The sequence below is a fragment of the Arthrobacter sp. CMU6 genome, from assembly GCF_059090205.1.
Genome location: NZ_JBNHFL010000023.1, coordinates 43,715 through 61,375, shown reverse-complemented (window position 1 = coordinate 61,375; position 17,661 = coordinate 43,715). Strand labels below are relative to the sequence as shown.

At 67.3% G+C, this 17,661-nt stretch carries 13 protein-coding genes and 1 pseudogene; 4 read left to right on the top strand and 10 right to left on the bottom strand.

From position 1 onward, the window contains the following. Positions 1-186: 186 nt before the first annotated feature. The 6 genes and pseudogenes from AC5RWD_RS16360 to AC5RWD_RS16335 all read right to left on the bottom strand — a co-directional run bounded on the left by AC5RWD_RS16360 (position 187) and on the right by AC5RWD_RS16335 (position 7,861). Positions 187-897 (bottom strand): ABC transporter ATP-binding protein, encoded by a 711-nt coding sequence (locus tag AC5RWD_RS16360; protein WP_494021017.1) that lies wholly within the window; start codon positions 895-897, stop codon positions 187-189. 2 nt (positions 898-899) lie between these two features. Further along, positions 900-2,269: pseudogene (locus AC5RWD_RS16355) on the bottom strand (ABC transporter permease). A 237-nt stretch (positions 2,270-2,506) separates the two neighbouring features. Beyond that, complete coding sequence (locus AC5RWD_RS16350; RefSeq protein WP_494021016.1) at positions 2,507-3,607, bottom strand: substrate-binding domain-containing protein; 1,101 nt, start codon at positions 3,605-3,607, stop codon at positions 2,507-2,509. A gap of 54 nt (positions 3,608-3,661) precedes the next feature. Beyond that, the gene (gene mmsB, locus AC5RWD_RS16345) at positions 3,662-4,939 is read right to left on the bottom strand and encodes a multiple monosaccharide ABC transporter permease (protein ID WP_494021015.1); all 1,278 of its coding nucleotides are present in this window, start codon (positions 4,937-4,939) and stop codon (positions 3,662-3,664) included. A gap of 43 nt (positions 4,940-4,982) precedes the next feature. After that, positions 4,983-6,542, bottom strand: a complete 1,560-nt coding sequence (gene mmsA, locus AC5RWD_RS16340) for a multiple monosaccharide ABC transporter ATP-binding protein (RefSeq protein WP_494021014.1) — start codon at positions 6,540-6,542, stop codon at positions 4,983-4,985. Positions 6,543-6,670: 128 nt separating this feature from the next. Further along, entirely contained in the window at positions 6,671-7,861 is a 1,191-nt protein-coding gene (locus tag AC5RWD_RS16335) for an ROK family transcriptional regulator (RefSeq protein ID WP_494021013.1), read from the bottom strand. 225 nt (positions 7,862-8,086) lie between these two features. Here AC5RWD_RS16335 and AC5RWD_RS16330 point away from each other — a divergent pair, with 225 nt between their 5' ends. Further along, positions 8,087-8,905, top strand: a complete 819-nt coding sequence (locus AC5RWD_RS16330) for a nitrilase-related carbon-nitrogen hydrolase (RefSeq protein ID WP_494021045.1) — start codon at positions 8,087-8,089, stop codon at positions 8,903-8,905. 7 nt (positions 8,906-8,912) lie between these two features. Here the strand turns inward: AC5RWD_RS16330 and AC5RWD_RS16325 are convergent, their stop codons facing one another. Further along, on the bottom strand, positions 8,913-10,721 hold the full coding sequence (locus AC5RWD_RS16325) for a PucR family transcriptional regulator (RefSeq protein ID WP_494021012.1): 1,809 nt from the start codon (positions 10,719-10,721) through the stop codon (positions 8,913-8,915). A 102-nt stretch (positions 10,722-10,823) separates the two neighbouring features. Between AC5RWD_RS16325 and AC5RWD_RS16320 the strand changes: the two genes are divergently transcribed. Next, positions 10,824-12,362 (top strand): amino acid permease, encoded by a 1,539-nt coding sequence (locus AC5RWD_RS16320; protein ID WP_494021011.1) that lies wholly within the window; start codon positions 10,824-10,826, stop codon positions 12,360-12,362. A 30-nt stretch (positions 12,363-12,392) separates the two neighbouring features. Then, positions 12,393-14,114 (top strand): flavin monoamine oxidase family protein, encoded by a 1,722-nt coding sequence (locus AC5RWD_RS16315; RefSeq protein WP_494021010.1) that lies wholly within the window; start codon positions 12,393-12,395, stop codon positions 14,112-14,114. A 117-nt stretch (positions 14,115-14,231) separates the two neighbouring features. On the opposite strand, the gene AC5RWD_RS16310 is transcribed toward AC5RWD_RS16315, so the two are convergent. From AC5RWD_RS16310 to AC5RWD_RS16300, 3 genes are all read right to left on the bottom strand, one after another. Continuing rightward, on the bottom strand, positions 14,232-14,759 hold the full coding sequence (locus AC5RWD_RS16310; RefSeq protein WP_494021009.1) for a gamma carbonic anhydrase family protein: 528 nt from the start codon (positions 14,757-14,759) through the stop codon (positions 14,232-14,234). 55 nt (positions 14,760-14,814) lie between these two features. Beyond that, complete coding sequence (locus tag AC5RWD_RS16305; RefSeq protein ID WP_494021008.1) at positions 14,815-15,135, bottom strand: DMT family transporter; 321 nt, start codon at positions 15,133-15,135, stop codon at positions 14,815-14,817. Between the two features lie 100 nt (positions 15,136-15,235). Further along, on the bottom strand, positions 15,236-16,648 hold the full coding sequence (locus AC5RWD_RS16300) for an aminotransferase-like domain-containing protein (RefSeq protein WP_494021007.1): 1,413 nt from the start codon (positions 16,646-16,648) through the stop codon (positions 15,236-15,238). A gap of 52 nt (positions 16,649-16,700) precedes the next feature. On the opposite strand from AC5RWD_RS16300, the gene AC5RWD_RS16295 reads away from it, so the two are divergent. Further along, a complete protein-coding gene (locus tag AC5RWD_RS16295) occupies positions 16,701-17,648 on the top strand; it encodes a DMT family transporter (RefSeq protein ID WP_494021006.1) in 948 nt (315 codons plus the stop codon). Positions 17,649-17,661 lie beyond the last annotated feature (13 nt).

Genomic DNA, 17,661 nt, shown 5'->3' with positions numbered 1-17,661 from the left:
GGGTGCGAGAGGGTAGGGTCGAGACCCGCGAAAGGTGCGGGAGGGTCAGGTCGAAACCTGCGGAAGGTGCGAGAGGGTCGGGTCAAAACCCGCGAAAGGTGCGGGAGGGTCGGGTCGAAACCCGCGAAAGGTGCGGGAGGGTTGACGCCCCGCCCGCACCTTCCGCGCACAATAAACTGCCGCCGGCTACTTACACGGCTGCCGGCTCCGCGGCGCGGCGGCGGCCGGTTCCTCCGTGAGCTTGCACTGCTGCAGGCGGAACCGGCGGTCCGTCTTGTTGGCGAGCGTGCGGTCGTGCGTGACCACGAGGATGGTGGTGTTGTGGTCGCGGCTGAGGGAGCTGAGCAGTTCGATGATGTGTTCGCCGGTCTGCTCATCGAGGTTTCCCGTGGGCTCGTCGGCGAGGATCAGCTTGGGCTCGTTGGCAAGGGCGCGGGCGATGGCCACGCGCTGCTGCTCGCCGCCGGAGAGGCGGTTGATGCGGCGGCCGTGCTTGTCCGGATCGAGCTGCACCTGCTCCAGCAGTGCCCGTGCCCGCTCAGCCCGGGCGGACTTCCGCACCCCGGCGAACTCCATGGGCAGCATGACGTTGTCCAGGGCGGAGAGGTTGGGAACCAGGTTGAACTGCTGGAACACGAAGCCGATGTCCCGGCGCCGGTACTCGGTCAGCTTGCCGTCCGGCATGCCGGCCAGGCTCACCCCGTTGACGACGACGTCTCCGCTGGTGGGCTTGTCCACGGCACCCAGGAGCGAAAGCAGCGTGCTTTTTCCGCTGCCGCTCTTGCCCACGATGGACGCCAGCGTGCCCTGCTTCAGCTCGAAGCTGACCCCGTTGACCGGCTTGATGGTGCGGTCGCCGGGCTTGAACGTGCGGACCAGATCCTTGACTTCAATCATGGCTATTCTCCTCGGAGGACTTCGATGGGGCGGATGCGGGCGGTGAGCAGGGCCGGAACCAGCGCGCCGATGATGGCGACGCCGAACCCGGCCGCGATGCCGGCGGCGAGGATTTCGGGGGACACGCTGGCGGTGACGGAGGTGAGCAGCTGGGAGGCGTCGCCCAGCGGACTGCCCTGTCCGCCCGGGAATCCGCCAGCCGCCCCGGCGAACCCGCCGCCGCGCTGGCCGGCGGGGGCCGCCGTCGTGCTTGTGCTGGAGCTGACCGGTGCGGAGGCGATGCCGCCGCTGGCGAAGGAGGCGATGACGGCGCCCACCACGCTGCCGAGGGCCACCAGGACCAGGGCCTCCAGCACGAACTGGAGGCCGATGGTGCGGTTCGGTGCGCCGATGGCCTTAAGGACGCCGATTTCGCGGCGGCGCTCGCGGACCAGCATGACCATGATCAGCAGGATGATCAGCCCGGCGGTGCCAAGGGCGGCGATGAACGCCACCATGGAGATGTTCTTGACGCTGTCCAGCGAGGTGACGGCTGTTTCGAGGTTGCGCTGGCCCTGGGTGACGTCGGCCTTGTCGGTGCCGAGCGCGTTCTGCAGAGCCGTCTTGGCGGCGTCAACGTGCTCCATGCTGTCCACCGTGACGATCATCGTGGACAGCTCGCCGGGCAGCTCGGCCAGGGTCTGGGCGGTGGGGAGCGTGACGTAGAGGGCGTTGTTGCCGAACGCGGTGCCGGCGTCGAACAGGCCGGCGACGGTGAAGGTCTTGCTGTTGACGGTGAAGGTGGAGCCCACCTTGAGGTTGTTCTTTTCAGCCAGGGTGGTGCCCAGCAGCGCCTTGGCGGACTCGGCCGTGTAGTCACCCAGTCCGGTGCCCGAGGTCAGTTCCAGCGCCTTGCCGGTGCTGTCGACCTCTGCGCCTGTACCGGTCGCCGTGATGGGCAGGGACCGCGCCGGCTGTGTGGTCCCGGTGCTTCCTGTGGTGCCGGTACTTCCCGTGGTTCCGGAGCTGTCCTGGTTGCGCGCACCAAGTGTTCCGGCGTCGACTGCCGTGGTGAGGCTGGTGGTCAGCGTGGTCATGGTCTGGCCGCCGGGACCGCCCTGCCCGCCACCCGGACCGGCTTGGGTGCCGGCTGCCGCCGGCGCGGCAGCTTCGGCCGCGTTGCGCAGCCGCAGCGCCTTGGTTCCAACGACGGCGGTCACGTTCGGGACGTCCGCTACGGTCGCCGCCTGCTCGGCGGTGAGCGGCTCGCCGCCGCCTTCGCCACCAGCATGGCCAACGCCAGGCCAATGGCGACTGCCAGCACGGTCACAACCGCGGCTGTTCGGACCTTGTTTCTAAACGCATTGCCTACACTTCGGGCGAGGACGCTCACTGCACTCCTTGGGATCACATGCCGGGGGATTGGCCGGCTTCGGATCCCACACTGGTGCCCGGTGCTGTGCGGGAAACGGGCTGGACCTATGTTTCCGCTGTGGGGCCAGTCGTACGAAGAGTGCCGGGGCCGCGAAAAGTCAGCGAGCCTTGCGTGGCAATGGACGAGCCCCGGCCCTCCCTGGTGAATTGGTCACCGCGGGAGAGCCGGGGCTCTGTGGCGTCTGTAAACGAAAGCCTACTTGGTGATCGGGCCGAGAACCGGATCGTCGACGTAGGCCGTCTTGACGTTTTCCTTGGTCACGATGACCGGCTCCAGCAGGTAGGCCGGAACGGTCTTGACCTTGTTGTTGTAGGACTTGTCATCGTTGATTTCAGGCTTCTTGCCCGCCTGAATGTCCTTGACCATGACAATTGCGTGCTCAACGAGCTTGCGGGTGTCCTTGTTGATGGTGGAGTACTGCTCGCCGGCCATGATGGACTTGACCGACTCAACCTCGGAGTCCTGCCCGGTGACCACCGGCAGCGGCTTGCCGGCAGCCTTGGCGGCGGTCAGCACTGCGCGGGCCAGGGTGTCGTTCGGAGACAGGACACCGTCCAGCGACGCGGAGGTGTAGCTGCCGGTCAGGAGCGTGTCCGCACGGCGCTGGGCGTTTTCAGCCTTCCAGCCCTGGGTCACGGCCTGCTCGAAGGACTTCTGTCCGGAGAGCACCTTCAGCGTGCCGTCGTCGATCTTCGGCTTCAGGACGCTCATGGCGCCGTCAAAGAAGACCTTGGCGTTGGCATCGTCAGGGGAACCGGCGAAAAGCTCGATGTTGTACGGGCCGTTCGGCTTCTTGGCCTGCATGCCCTCCAGCAGCGCCTTGCCCTGCAGTTCGCCCACCTTGAAGTTGTCGTAGGCCACATAGTAGTCCACGTTCTCGGTGTTCAGCAGCAGCCGGTCGTAGGCGATGATGGTGGCACCGGCATCCTTGGCCTGCTTCAGCTGGGTACCCAGCTGAGCGCCGTCGATCGCGCCGACGACGATGACCTTGGCGCCCTTGGTGATCATGGCGCTGATCTGGTTCTGCTGCTCCGAGACGCCGCCGTTGGCAAACTGGACGTCCGGCTTGAAGCCTGCCTGGCTGAGTCCGTTGTTGAACAGCTTTTCCGCCAGGACCCAGTTCTCACTGGTCTTCTGCGGAAGTGCGACGCCGATCGAGGAGTCCTTGGGGAACGCCTCGCCGCCGGCGGTGCCGCCGCCCGTTGTGCCGGTGTCGGAACGGCCGCAGGCTGTCAGCGCCAGTGCCGCAATGGCAGCGACCGCTGCCGCCTTTCCTGCCTTACCAATCATTCGCATTTGCTCGGTTCACTTTCTATAGGGGTGGGAACTGCATCCGGGGAGCGGGCGTGCTCAGGCTTCCCGGGAGATGGTTTCCTTGGTGGACGTCACTTCGTCGGGCTGGAGCGGAGTGCCTCCACTCGGGCGGTTGAAGCTTTGGGTCAGCATGCCGATGATGGAACGCTTGCCCTGGCTCTTGTTGTAGACGTCGAACGCGACGGCGATCAGCAGGACCAGGCCCTTGATGATCTGGGTCAGGTCGGCGCCGACGCCAAGGAGCTGCAGGCCGTTGTTCAGCACGGCCATGACCAGGCCACCGACGATCGAGCCGATCACGGTGCCCACGCCGCCGGTGACTGCTGCGCCGCCGATGAACACTGCGGCGATGGCATCAAGTTCCCAGCCGACGCCATCGAACGGGCCGGACGCCGTGGAACGGCCCACGAAGATCATGCCGGCGAGGCCGGCCAGGATGGCCATGTTCATCATGACCAGGAAGTTGACCTTCTTGGACTGGACGCCGGAGAGTTCGGCGGCGTGGCGGTTGCCGCCCACCGCGTAGATGTGGCGGCCGACGACGGTCTTGGAGGCGATGAAACCGTAGATCAGGACCAGGACGGCGAGGATGAGGCCGGGGATGGGGAAGGACGTGCCCGGGCGGCCCGTGGCGAACAGGTAGGTGGCGTACAGGATCGCGCCGCAGACCAGGATGAGCTTGGTGGCCACCACCCAGCCTTCGGGAACTTCGGCGCCGAGGGCCTTGGCGGTGCGGCGGGCCCGGATTCCACTGAAGACCACGAACGCGACGCCTAGCAGGCCCAGCAGCAGGGTCAGGTTGTTGAAGCCGGTGTTCGGGCCGACCTCCGGAAGGTAGCCGGAGCCGATGTACTGGAAGTCCGACGGGACGGGGATGGTGTTGGACTTTCCGACGAACTGGTTGAAACCGCGGAAGAGCAGCATGCCAGCCAGCGTGACGATGAACGCTGGGATGCCCACGTAGGCTGTCCAGAACCCTTGCCAGGCCCCGATCAGGGCACCGAGGGCGAGGCCCAGGAGAATGCCCGCGTACCAGGGGATGCCCCAGTCCCTGATGGCCAGGGCCACCGTGACGCCGACGAAGGCCGCCACGGATCCGACTGACAGGTCGATGTGGCCGGCGATGATCACCAGCACCATGCCGATGGCCAGGATCAGGATGTAGGAGTTGCCGTTGAAGAGGTTGATCACGTTGCCCGGCGTCAGCGTGCGGCCCTCGGTGGCGAATTGGAAGAAGACGATCAGTGCCACCAAGGCGAAGATCATGCCGAATTGGCGGGTGTTGCCGCCAAAGAGCTTCTTGAGCGCGTTCATTTGTTGTCCTCGTTCTGGAAGGTTCTGGAAGTGTTCCAGAAGGTCAGGCGGCGGTCTTGCGGGCGGAGGTCATGAGTTTCATGAGGCTTTCCTGGCTGGCTTCATCCTTGTTCAGGACACCGGTGATGGCGCCTTCGAAGATGGTGTAGATGCGGTCCGAGAGTCCCAGCAGTTCCGGGAGTTCCGAGGAGATCACGATCACTCCCTTGCCCTGGTTGGCCAGCTGCTGGATGATCCCGTAGATCTCGTACTTGGCGCCGACGTCGATGCCGCGGGTGGGCTCGTCCAGGATCAGCAGGTCCGGGTCGGTGAACATCCACTTCGCCAGGACCACCTTCTGCTGGTTCCCGCCGGACAGTTTGGCCACACCTTCCTCCACGGACGGCGTCTTGGTCCGCAGGGACTTCCGGTACTGCTCGGCCACCGTGAATTCCTTGTTCGCATCCACCACCAGGCGCTTGCTGATCTTCTTCAGTGCCGCCGAGACGGTGGTGGTCTTGATGTCGTCCAGCAGGTTCAGTCCCAGCGACTTCCGGTCCTCTGTGACGTAACCCAGCCCGGCGTCGATGGCCTGCTTGACGTTTTTCAGGTGGAGTTCCTTGCCGTTCTTGTAAATCCGGCCGCTGATGAAGCGGCCGTAGGAACGGCCGAACACTGACCGGGCCAGTTCGGTGCGGCCGGCGCCCATGAGCCCGGCGAAACCGACGATCTCGCCGCGGCGGACGAAGAAGTTGGAGCCCTTGCAGACGAGGCGGTCCTGGATCTGCGGGTGGCCGACTGTCCAGTCCTTGACCTCGAACAGGACCTCCCCGATCTTGGGCTCGTGGTCCGGGAAGCGCGACTCCAGGGTCCGTCCCACCATGCCCTTGATGATGCGGTCCTCGTCGACGCCGTCGGCCTTCACGTTGAGCGTCTCGATGGACTTGCCGTCGCGGATGATGGTGATGGAGTCCGCAATCTGCTCGATCTCGTTGAGCTTATGGGAAATGATGATCGACGTGATGCCGCGGCCCTTCAGGCCCAGGATCAGGTCCAGCAGGTGCTGGGAGTCGGATTCGTTCAAGGCGGCGGTGGGCTCATCCAGGATGAGGAGCTTCACGGACTTGTTCAGCGCCTTGGCGATCTCCACCAGCTGCTGCTTGCCGACGCCGATTTCCTTGATCGGGGTGTCCGGGTCCTCGCGCAGGCCCACCCGGGCGAGCAGTTCACGGGAGCGGGTGCGGGCCTCGGCCCAGTCGATCACGCCGCGCTTGACCGGTTCGTTGCCCAGGAAGATGTTCTCCGTGATGGAGAGCTCCGGGATGAGCGCCAGCTCCTGGTGGATGATCACGATGCCCGCGTGCTCGCTGGCCCGGATGTCCCTGAACTGCTGCACCTCGTTTTGGTACACGATGTCGCCCTTGTAGCTGCCGTAGGGGTAGACGCCGGAGAGGACCTTCATGAGGGTGGACTTTCCGGCGCCGTTTTCCCCGCAGATCGCGTGGATTTCCCCGGCCTTCACCACCAGGTTCACATCGGACAAGGCTTTAACGCCGGGGAATTCCTTGGTGATGGAGCGCATCTCCAGAAGAACCGGCTCGCTCTGCGTGTTGAGGGACGTCATTTGCCCTTACGCCTCCAATGCATTGACTTCGTTGTCTTCCCTGCAATCCGCAGGGCCGTCTGATGAAAAAGTAGATGGAGCATGCCGTTGTCGTCAAGTATTTAACGCAACAGCGGGATAACGAAACGCTACGTGCGGCGGATTCCCGCGTGCTGGAAGACCAGCGATGCGGCACCGAGAGCCTCCGCCCGGTCGTTCAGCGAGGACATGGTCAGGGTGGTGGTTTCGCCGATGACCGGCACGGCGTGCCGCACCAGCCCGCGGCGGATGGGGTCCAGCAAGATGTCGCCCAGCCCCGCCAGGGGACCGCCCACCACGATCACCTCGGGGTTGATCAGGTTGGCCACATTCCCTAGCGCCCTGCCTACCGCAAGGCCTGCGTCGTCCACCACGCGCAGGGTTGCGGCATCCCTCGCCAGCGCCTTGCGGACGATGTCCTCGGGCGTGAGGGGACGCTCCTCGCCACGGCTGAGCAGCTCGATCATGGTGGTGGTGGAGGCGATGGTCTCCAGGCACCCCCTGTTGCCGCAGCGGCAGATCAGGCCGTGTTCGTGGATGGTCGCGTGGCCGATTTCACCGGTGATCCCGACGTTGCCGTAGTACGGGTTGCCATTGAGGATCAGGCCCGCGCCAATGCCGGAACCGATCTTCATGAACAGCAGGTTGCTGATGCCGCTGTGCGGGCCCCAAGTGACCTCTGACAGGGCACCCAGATTCGAGTCATTGTCTATGAAAATGGGGAACTGGAACGCCTCTTCAAGGCGTTCCTGGATGTCGATGCCCACCCACTCAGGCAGGATCGCCCCCTGCGCCACGGTGCTGGTCCGGCGGTCAATCGGGCCGGGGATTCCGACGCCGGCACCCACCACAGCACTGCGCTCCACTCCGCTGTCCGCCAGCAGTTTGTCGAGGAGGGCGACGGCCGCCTGGATGCCCTGTTCCGCGTGGTGGCCGAGGGGCAGGAGCACCGATTCCTCGGCGATGATGTGGTAGCTGAGCGAGGCGAGAACCACCCGCAGGTGCCGCCGGCCAAAGTCGATGCCCACCGCCACGGCACCGTTGCTGTTGAGTCGGACGTTGAGTGCGCGCCGCCCGGAGCTGGTGGTCGGCTCTGTGGAGGCGAGGCCGGAGTCCTGCATGATTTTGACGATGTTGGACACTGTCGCCGTGGACAGTCCCGTCTGCCGCGCGAGCTCCGCCTGGGTCGAGGGGCCGTTGAGCAGGCACTCGATGATCCGCTGCTGGTTCAGGTGCCTGAGGGCGGATTGCGACCCGGGGTTTTTGGTTCGGCTCCTCGTTGAGCGCGATGGAGAGGGCATGAAATGAACATTGCACCATCAGCAGCCTTGTAGTCAAGAAGTTAACGCAACGCTGGAGCACGTGGCCATTTCCAGGCGCCGGACGATCCGTCCCACGGGAAGGGCTGGACGGTGCAAATGGGCCGGATCGGCGGCTGCCGCCGCGGCTACGCTGATGGAAACGACGTCCCAGAGCTGGGCGGGCGTCCCCGAAGACTTGAGGTGATCACGGTGAAGCTGGCGCTGATGCAGGCGAACTCCAGTGTTTTGGACATCGAACGGAACTGCGCAGCCATCGACCGGGCGGCTCAGAGCGCCGCGGAAGCGGGTGCTGCCGTGCTCGTGACCCCTGAGCTTTTCCCGGTGGGGTATGCGCCGCTGCGGGTCAGGGCGGAGCTGGACCCCGGAACCCTGCCCGGCATCCGGCGTACCCTTGCCGGCATTGCTGCCCGGCGCCGGATCGCCCTGGTGTACAGCCTGCCCGCCGTCACGGCCGGCGGGCAGTGGCAGATCACGGCGACGGTGCTGGACGCCCGCGGGGACGAACTCCTGAGCTACGCCAAGGTCCACCTTTTTGGCCCGGAGGAGCGCAAGGCATTCAGCCCCTCCGAAGCAGCCCCCGCCGTCGTCGATCTGGGTGGCATCAAAGCCTCGCTGGCGATCTGCTACGACGTGGAGTTCCCGGAAACGGTGCGCGCGGCGGCCGCGGCCGGCGCCGACCTGCTCCTGGTTCCCACGGCGCTGGCCCACGGCTTCGAATCGGTGCCGCAGGTGCTGCTGCGGGCACGCGCACTGGAGAGCCAGCTGACGGTGGCGTATGCCAACCATTCCGGGGAGGAGGACGGCTGCACCTTCCTCGGGGGAAGCGTCATTGCCGGTCCCGACGGCGAACTGCTCGCCGCTGCCGGTCCCCACCCCGAGCTGCTGTACGCGGAGGTCAGTGCCGAGGCGGCCAGCCGGGCGCGCGATGCCGTGCCCTATCTGCGCGAACGGCGCCCGGACGTTTACCGCGCCTGGGAGAAGAGCGGCAGCCAGGAGCACGGCGGCGCCGCAAAGCCTTTGTAGGGTCCGGTCAGGTGCCCGGCGCCTCGTCCACGTACTGCAGTGCGATCCAGAGTTCGGCCCTGACCTGCGCCTGGTTCAGGTCGGTGTCCAGCAGTTCCGCCACCGCGTTGATCTGCCGCCGGACGCTGTTGCGGTGCAGTCCCAGCGCCTTGGCGGTGGCATCCCAGTTCCCGTTCTCGCCAAGCCATGCCCTCAGTACGGACAGGTGCGCGGTCCGGCGGTCGCTGTCCTGGCTGAGCACCGGCTCCAGCAGCCGGCCGGCCAGCATGGTTCCGGCTTCATGTCCCAGCAGTCCGGCGACCGTCCAGGTCACTTCACCCACCCTGGCGCTCTTGCCGGTGGTCTGGACGCGTTGCCGCAGCGCTGTCGCCCGCTGGTCGGCGCCGCTCAGGTCCGTGAGTTCGGTGGCGTCCCCGATGACCAGCCGCCACCCCAACTTCTCGACTTCGCCCAGCAGTGCGTCATCCACCCTGAGCCGGGTGATGGCGGCGAAGCCGTAGTCCGTGAGCTCTACAAGCTTGGTGTCGAACAGCCGGCGCCACTGCAGCAGCTCCCGCACCGGGCTGTCGCCGGTGCGCCCGGCAGCCTGCCCCGCGGCCTGATCCTGCCGGATGCCTTTCTCGGCCCTAGTGCCGGGCTCCGTCGTGTTGCCCTGCGCCGCCCTGATTCCCTGCACGACGCGCAGGGGACCGGAACGCGTGGAGGAAGTGCTCTGGGCCAGCAGGTCGCGGAGTCCGTTGATGTGCCGCGCGCCGCCGGCGGACAGGCTGTCCGGATGCAGCAGCAGCGACGTCGCCAGCTGGCTCGGCGCCAGTGACCCGCTGGTCCGTTGCCGCACCAGGAGCTCCAGGAGCCCGACGGCGGAGGAGACAACGCTGTTCTGCGCCGGGGTCAACGGCGTGTCGGTGCCCAGCACAAGTGCCCCGAGGTTCGCGTCGCGGGTGCTGCGCAGCGGGTGCCCGAACACGAGCCGGGAGCCGGGGCGATCGAGGGAATCCATCTCCACGCGGGGACCGCTGCCGCCCAGGAGCCGGCCGAGCAGGGGCTGCAGAGCTGCAACCTCGACGCCGGAGCCCGCCCGGGCGCGCACCCGCCCGTCGGCGCCCAGCAGCATGGCCCACACCGGAACGCGCTGGGCCAGGGCGGCGAGCAGTTCGTGTTCCGGCCGGGCTGACAGGACGGCCCGCATCAGCTGCCGGTTGGTGTCCGCGAGGTGCCGGAGCAGTTTGGCGTTGTCCGACTCGAGGAGCCGCGAGAACTCGAGGCCAATCGCAGCGAACGGAACCGTGCTCGGCACCTGCACGAGCGTCAGGTTCTGCCGGATACAGGCCTCCACCACCGCCTCCGGAACAGCACTGAAGTACGGCTCGAGGCCAAACCCGAGGGCCACCACCCCGGCCTGCACCAGACGCCGGACATAGGCGTCGACCCCGGCGCCGTCACCTGCGGTGCCGTCACCTGCGGTGCCGTCGCCGGCGGTGCCGTCCGCGGCGGTGCCGTCCGCGGCACGCGCCCCGTCCGCCCCGTCCGCCCCGCCCCCGCTGCCGCCCGCGCCCTCAACGAAAGGCAACCCGGCCGTGAGGAGGAACTCGCCGTCGAGCAGATAGGGCGTGGGGTCTTCCAGTTCACTCGGCTCGACCCACCGCAGGAGGCCGGAACCGTTGCCGCCGTCGTGCAGCATCACAAGCTCGGGAGGCAGCTTCGCCAGGAGCTGGTCCAGGGTGACGCCGCTCTGGTGTTCCACCGCCGGACCGGCGGCCGGAGGGGTGCCCCCGGCGGGCTCCACTGCTGCGGTCTGTTGTGCATTACGTCCCATGCCAGAACACTCTAGGTCATTTTGCACAGCATTGAGAGGTCACTCACAAGCCTAGGCTTGAGCGACGGAATGCCCCCAACTACTCACGAACGGACGTCAATGATGACTGTGCCCACCCAAGCAGGACAGCGGCCTCCGGTGCAGGCTGGCCGGCCCGGACTGGCAGCCCAGCTGCTCCGCCGGAAGCCGATCGGGCAGATGGTCCAGGAAGCCGAGACAGGCCATGGCGGAACCCGCCTGGTCCGCAGCTTCGGGGTCCTGCAGCTGACAATGATCAGCGTGGGGGCCACCCTCGGCACCGGCATCCTGGTGATCCTGGGTGAGTCCGTGCCGCTGGCCGGACCGGCTATCTGGATTTCGTTCGCCATTGCCGGACTGGCCGCGCTGCTCTCAGCCGTGTCCTACGCCGAAATGGCAGGCCTGGTGCCGGCGGCGGGCTCCAGCTACTCGTACACGTACGCCACCATGGGTGAGGGCATGGCCTGGATCTGCGGCTGGTGCCTCGTGCTCGAATACGCGGTGTCCGTCGCTGCCGTGGCGGTGGGCGCCGGCCAGTACGTCAACGAAACGCTGGCGGTCTTCGGGCAGGTCTTGCCGGATGCGGTGTCGCAGCCGCCCGGGGACGGCGGCCTGGTCAACATCCCCGCCATGGTGATCGTGGTGCTGGCCATGGTCCTGCTGGTCCGTGGCGCCAAGGAAAGCGCGTGGATCAACACCGCGATCGTGCTGGTCAAGGTGGGCATCCTGGTCTTCTTCTGCGCCGTGGCGTTTACCGCCTTCAACGGCGGCCACTTCGAGCCGCTGCTGCCGATGGGGGCCGCCGGCGTCTCGGCTGCCGCCTCCCGCGTGTTCTTCTCCTACATCGGCTTCGACGCTGCCTCCACCGCAGGCGAGGAGGCCCGCAATCCCAAGCGTGACCTTCCCCGGGCCATCATGCTGTCCATGCTGATCGTCACCACCATCTACGTTCTGGTTGCCGTTGCAGCCATCGGCGCCCGCCCGTGGGGCTGGTTCGACGGCACGGAGGCTGCACTGGTGAAAATCCTGGAGGAAGTCACCGGCCAGCCGTGGATTGCGCTGGTGTTCGCCGTGGGCGCCGTGCTCGCGATCGCCAGCATCGTGCTGACCGTCCTCTACGGGCAGACCCGCATCCTTCTTTCCATGTCCCGCGACGGGCTGGTTCCCGGCGTCTTTGGCCGCGTCTCCCACCGCACCGGCACACCCGTTGCCGGAACCCTGATCGTGGGAACCGCCGTCGCCCTCACCGCCGGGCTGGTTCCGCTCGGGGCGCTCGCGGACGCCACCAGCATCGGCACCCTGTTCGCGTTCGCCCTGGTAAACGTGGCCGTCATCCACCTTCGCCGTACGCGGCCGGAGCTTCCACGGACGTTCAGGGTTCCACTCTTCCCGCTGACACCGATCCTGGGTGCACTGATGTGCGTCTACCTGATGGCCAACCTGGGCGCGGAAACGTGGGTGACCTTCGGGATCTGGATGCTTGTGGGACTGGCCGCCTACTTCGGCTACGGCAGGCGGCACTCGCGGGTGGCCGCGCTGGGGCAGGAGGAATACCGTGAACTATCCGGCCGAGACCGTTCCCCAGTCCCCGCATCTGCTGAACAGACAACCTCCCACCAGTAAGACAACACGAGACCACGGAGACAGACCTTCATGACAACCGCTACCGAACTGCCGGCTTCCGACCCGTCAAGCGCCGTCACCACCGCACCCGGCCTGCCCGGGGCAGGCGCCCCGGTGACCATGCTGAACCCGGATTTCCCGTTCAGCTACGACCACTACCTGTCCCACCCGGACGGGCTTGGTTCGGTCCCGCCGGAACTGCACGGCACCGAGGTCGCCGTGGTGGGCGCCGGGCTGTCAGGTCTGGTGACGGCGTACGAACTGATGAGGCTTGGGCTGCGCCCGGTGCTCTACGAAGCGGACCAGCTCGGCGGACGCCTGCGCACCGCCAGCTTCCCGGCAGCCCCGGACGTGGTGGCAGACCTTGGCGGCATGCGGTTCCCGGTCTCGGGCAAGGCCTTTTACCACTATGTGGACCTGCTGGGACTGGAGACGCGGGACTTCCCCAACCCGCTGGCACCGGCAACCTCCAGCACTGTGATTGAACTGGCGGGGCAGAAGCACTACGCCACCACCTCCGCGGACCTGCCGCCGTTCTTCCGTGAGGTGGCGGACGCCTGGAAAGCGGCCGTGAACGACGGCGCGCAGTTCACCCAGATGCAGGAGGCCATCCGGGCGCGGGACACGGCCCGGATCAAGGAGCTGTGGAATGAGCTTCTTCCCGAACTTGATGAGGAGACCTTCTACGGCTTCATCGCCGGCAGCCAGGCGTTCCGGAAAGCGGGATTCGCGCACCGCGAGGCGTTCGGCCAGGTTGGCTTCGGCACCGGCGGCTGGGACACCGACTTCCCGAACTCCATCCTGGAAATCCTCCGCGTGGTCTACACCGACGCCGACGACCAGCACCGGCTCATCGCCGGTGGAGCGCAAAGGCTCCCCGAGGCACTCTGGCGCCACGCGCCGTCGGGCATGGCCCACTGGCCGGAGGGGACGTCCCTGGCGTCCCTGCACTCAGGCTCCCCGCGCGGAGCGGTGGAGCGGATCAGCCGCGACGCCGACGGCAACCTCCGCATCCGGGAACGCTGGGGGAGGGAAGCCTCCTACCCGGCCGTGGTCACAACCTGCCAGTCGTGGCTGCTGTCCACGCGGATCCACACCGAGGAGGCGCTGTTCCCGGCTGAGCTGTGGACGGCGATCGAGCGCTCGCACTACATGCAGTCCTCCAAGACGTTCGTGATGGTGGACCGGCCGTTCTGGAAGGACATCGATCCGGAAACCGGCAGGGAGGTGCTGTCCATGACGCTCACGGACCGGCTCAACCGCGCCACCTATTTGCTGGACAACGGACCCGACCAGCCGGCCGTAATCCTGCTGTCCTACACCTGGAACGACGACGCGCTGAAGTGGCTGGCGCTCGACGCCGACGAACGGGTGGAGCTGATGCTGCACTCGCTCGAGCAGATCTACCCCGGCGTGGACATCGCCAGCCACATCGTGGGCCAGCCCATCACCGTCTCCTGGGAGGCCGATCCCAACTTCATGGGCGCGTTCAAGGCCAACTTGCCCGGCCACTACCGCTACCAGCAGCGGCTCTTCACGCACTTCAAGCAGGACCAGCTGCCGGAAAGCCAGCGCGGCATCTTCCTGGCCGGCGACGACGTGTCCTTCACCGCAGGCTGGGCCGAAGGCGCCGTGACCACGGGCCTGAACGCGGTCTGGGGTGTGGTGAACCACCTCGGCGGCTCCTCGGCGCCCGGCAACCCCGGCCCCGGTGACCTGCTGGACGAGCTGGGACCGATCAGCCTGGACTGAGCCGGGCTGGCCGGCGACACCGGAATGGTCCTGGGACGCGCCAACGGTCTGGGGACACCCGAATCCGGCTGTCCCCGGACCGGTTTGGCGTCCTGGCACCAGATGCGGGTCTTCAGCTCAGCGGTTGTGCCAGTGGAGTTCGCGGTGCGCCTCGGCGAGCTCGCGGTAGTGCGCCGCGTTGCGCTTCACGCCGTCGAACTCCTCATCGGTGAGTTCGCGGCGGACCTTGGCCGGCACCCCGGCCACCAGTGAGCGGGGCGGGACCACAGTCCTTTCGAGCACGACGGCGCCGGCCGCCACGAGCGAGCCGGCGCCAATCACCGCCCCGTTGAGGATGGTGGCGCTCATGCCGATGAGGCAGTCGTCTTCCACGGTGCAGCCATGGACGACGGCGCTGTGCCCGACGCTGACGCGCGCCCCGACACTGCAGGGGAAGCCCGGGTCGGCGTGCAGGACCACGTTGTCCTGCAGGTTGCTGCCGGTGCCCACGGTGATGGCGGCGGTGTCCGCACGCACCGAGACGCCGTAGAACGCGCTGGCGTCCTCGGCGAGCGTGGCGCGGCCGATGATCGACGCCGTCGGGGCGACGAACACGGAGGGGTGGATGTCCGGCGTGTCGCCGGCGAAGGGGTAAATGGGAGCCATGCACCCAAGCCTAGGACAAGCCGGGCCGGGAGTACTTTCTTCCCGGGGCCAAAGGTCAGTGCGCTCCGCCGACGTTCAGGACGACGACGCCGGCCACCACCAGGGCGATGCCGAGGACTTTCATGAGGTTCAGTTCCTCGCCGAGGAACACGGCGCCGATGGCCACGATGGCGACCGTTCCGAGGCCCGACCAGAGGGCATAGGCCACGCCGACCGGCACATTCTTGACCACCTGCGAGAGCAGCGCGAAGGCAACCCCGTACGAGCCCAGGCACCAGACGCTGGGCCAGAGCCGGCTGAATCCCTCCGTGGACTTGAGCAGGCTTGTGCCGAGGACCTCTGCGGCAATCGCCAGTGCCAGATAGACATAGCCCAAGAAGTATTGTCCTTTCTCATAGCTGGGGCCCTGACCGGCATAACGCCGGCGCTTCGCACCCAGACCACTCCCCATCCTAGGTGCGCGCAGAACAGCAGGCTTACCCGGAGGTCCGCAAGAGCTCCTGGCCGAGAATCCGGGTGCCCTCGGGAAATGCGCCCGGGTTGGGGCCCGCGTAGTTGAGTCGGATAAACGGCCCCGCCGGTTCGGCGGGGAACCATTCCGTTCCGGCCGCAATGATGACGCCGGCGCTTTCGCAGTTCCGGGAGAGCTGTTCGACGTCGGTCCCGTCGGGCAGGCGTGCCCAGAGGTTCAGCCCGCCCTTAGGGACATTCTCGATGTGGGCCTGCGGTGCGTGCTGAATCAGGCTCGTGAGCAGAAGATCGCGGCGGGACTGGAGCTGGTGCCGGAGGCTTCTCAGGTGGGTCTGCCAGGCCGGCTGGGTGACAACGTCGAGTGCCGCGGCCTGGAGCAGGCCGCTGACATACATCGACTCGGCTCCCCGGTCGGCGAGGATGCGGTCGCGTGCCGGGCCGCGCGCAATGACGGCGGCCACCCGGATGGCAGGGGAGACGCTCTTGGTCAGCGAACGGAGATACACCACGTGGCCGGAACCGTCGCGGGCCGCCACCGGCTGTGCAGTGGTGGTGATGCCGAAGTCGTGCGCCCAGTCGTCCTCGAGGAGGAAGGCGCCGTTCCTGCGCACGACGTCCAGTACCTGTTCGCCGCGCCGGCTGTCCCACTGCGCGCCGGTGGGGTTCGCGTAATTCGGCTGCGCATAGAACATCCGGGCTCCCGTTTCCTCGAAGGCGCGGGCCAGTTCGTCCGGGTCCGGGCCGCCGGGACCGCTGGGTACCGGGACCACGCGGACGCCGGCCTGCGTCGCAGCCAGGATGGCTCCCCAGTAGGTCGGGGACTCGATCAGGAGCGGGTGTCCGTAGCCGACGAGCGCCCTGAAGATCGAGCTCAGGCCGCTTTGGCTGCCGGGAAGCACGACGACGTCGCTCGGGTTGGGCGGCGTAATGCCGGCCAGGGTGGAGCTTCCGAGCTCGTGGGCGAACCAGGATTGCAGCTCGGGCAGCCCTGCCGCCGGGGGACGCGACAGCGCTGCCTCGCCGCGGGCCGCCCGCGCGAGCGCCGCGAGCACCAGCCGCTCGGGCAGGAGTTCGCGGGCAGGATAGCCGGAATGGAACGCGATGACATCGTTGGGTGCTGTCCGCATGGCGGCGGAGGCCGGCCGGAGCGGAGCCTGCGGTGACCGCAGGGCGGCCGTCTGCCAGCCGTAGTCCGAGGGCCGCGCGGTCCGGACGGCCCGCACGAATGTCCCCACGCCCGGCCGGCTCTCGATGACGCCCTCCCTCGTGAGGGACTGCAGCGCCTTCTGAACGGTGACGGGACTGGCCTGATACTCCGCGACGAGCGACCTGGTCGACGGCAGCCGGGATCCCGGCGCTGCCCCGGCGACCCATTCCCTCAGCCGCGACGCGATCCGGGAACTGCTATCGTTGTTCATGAGAGACAATAGTAGCGCTACTGTTCAAGTTCGCCCGGTGATATCGCCTTCCATGGGGTCGCTTGCGGGACCGGCACTCGGATCCTCGCGTGCCGGAATCTGGTGGGCCCTCCTGGGGGTGGTGGCTTTCTCGTTCACCGTTCCCTTGACCCGCCTCGCAGTGGAGGGGCTGTCTCCTTTGTTCATTGGCTCGGCCCGGGCAGTGGTGGCGGCCGTCCTGGCCGCCGCGGCACTTGCGCTGACGCGGCAGCGCCAGCCCCGCGGCACGCAGTGGCTTCGCCTGGCTTTGGTCGCTGGAGGGGTCGTCATCGGCTTCCCCATGCTGACGACATACGCGCTCACCGCCGCGCCGGCCAGCCATGGGGCCGTGGTGATAGCCCTGCTCCCGGCTGCAACTGCAACGCTGGCGGTGTTCCGCGGCCGCGAGCGTCCACGGGTAGCATTCTGGATCGCGACAGGGGCGGGGGCCTTTGCCGCTATCGCGTTCGCCGTCGCACAGCCCGGCGGGTTCGGCCAGCTGCATTGGACGGATTTGTTGTTCTTCGGCGCCGTGCTGGCTGCTGCCGTGGGGTACGCCGAGGGAGGCCTGCTGGCCCGCGAGCTTGGCGCGTGGCAGACCATATCCTGGGCCCTTGTCCTGGCCTCGCCCCTGATGGTGGCCCTTATGGTGTTCTCCGTGTCCCGGCAGGAGCCTTCGGGTACGCCGGCGCAGTGGGCCGCCTTTGCCTACCTCGGCGTCGTCAGCATGTTTCTGGGCTTCTTTGCCTGGTACCACGGCCTTGCCCTCGGGCCCATGGCCCAGGTGAGCCAGGTCCAGCTGGCCCAGCCGGTGATGAGCATCTGTTGGGCTGCGCTGCTGCTCGGCGAGCAGCTGACGTGGGCCACCGTTGTGGGCGGGCTTGCCGTCATACTCTGCGCCGGCGCCGCGGTCCGCGTGCGGCTCAACCCGCCCGCGGTGTCCCAAGGCAGCCAGCTGTCCGCCACAGCGGACCGGGCATAGCAGCGGTCCGGCA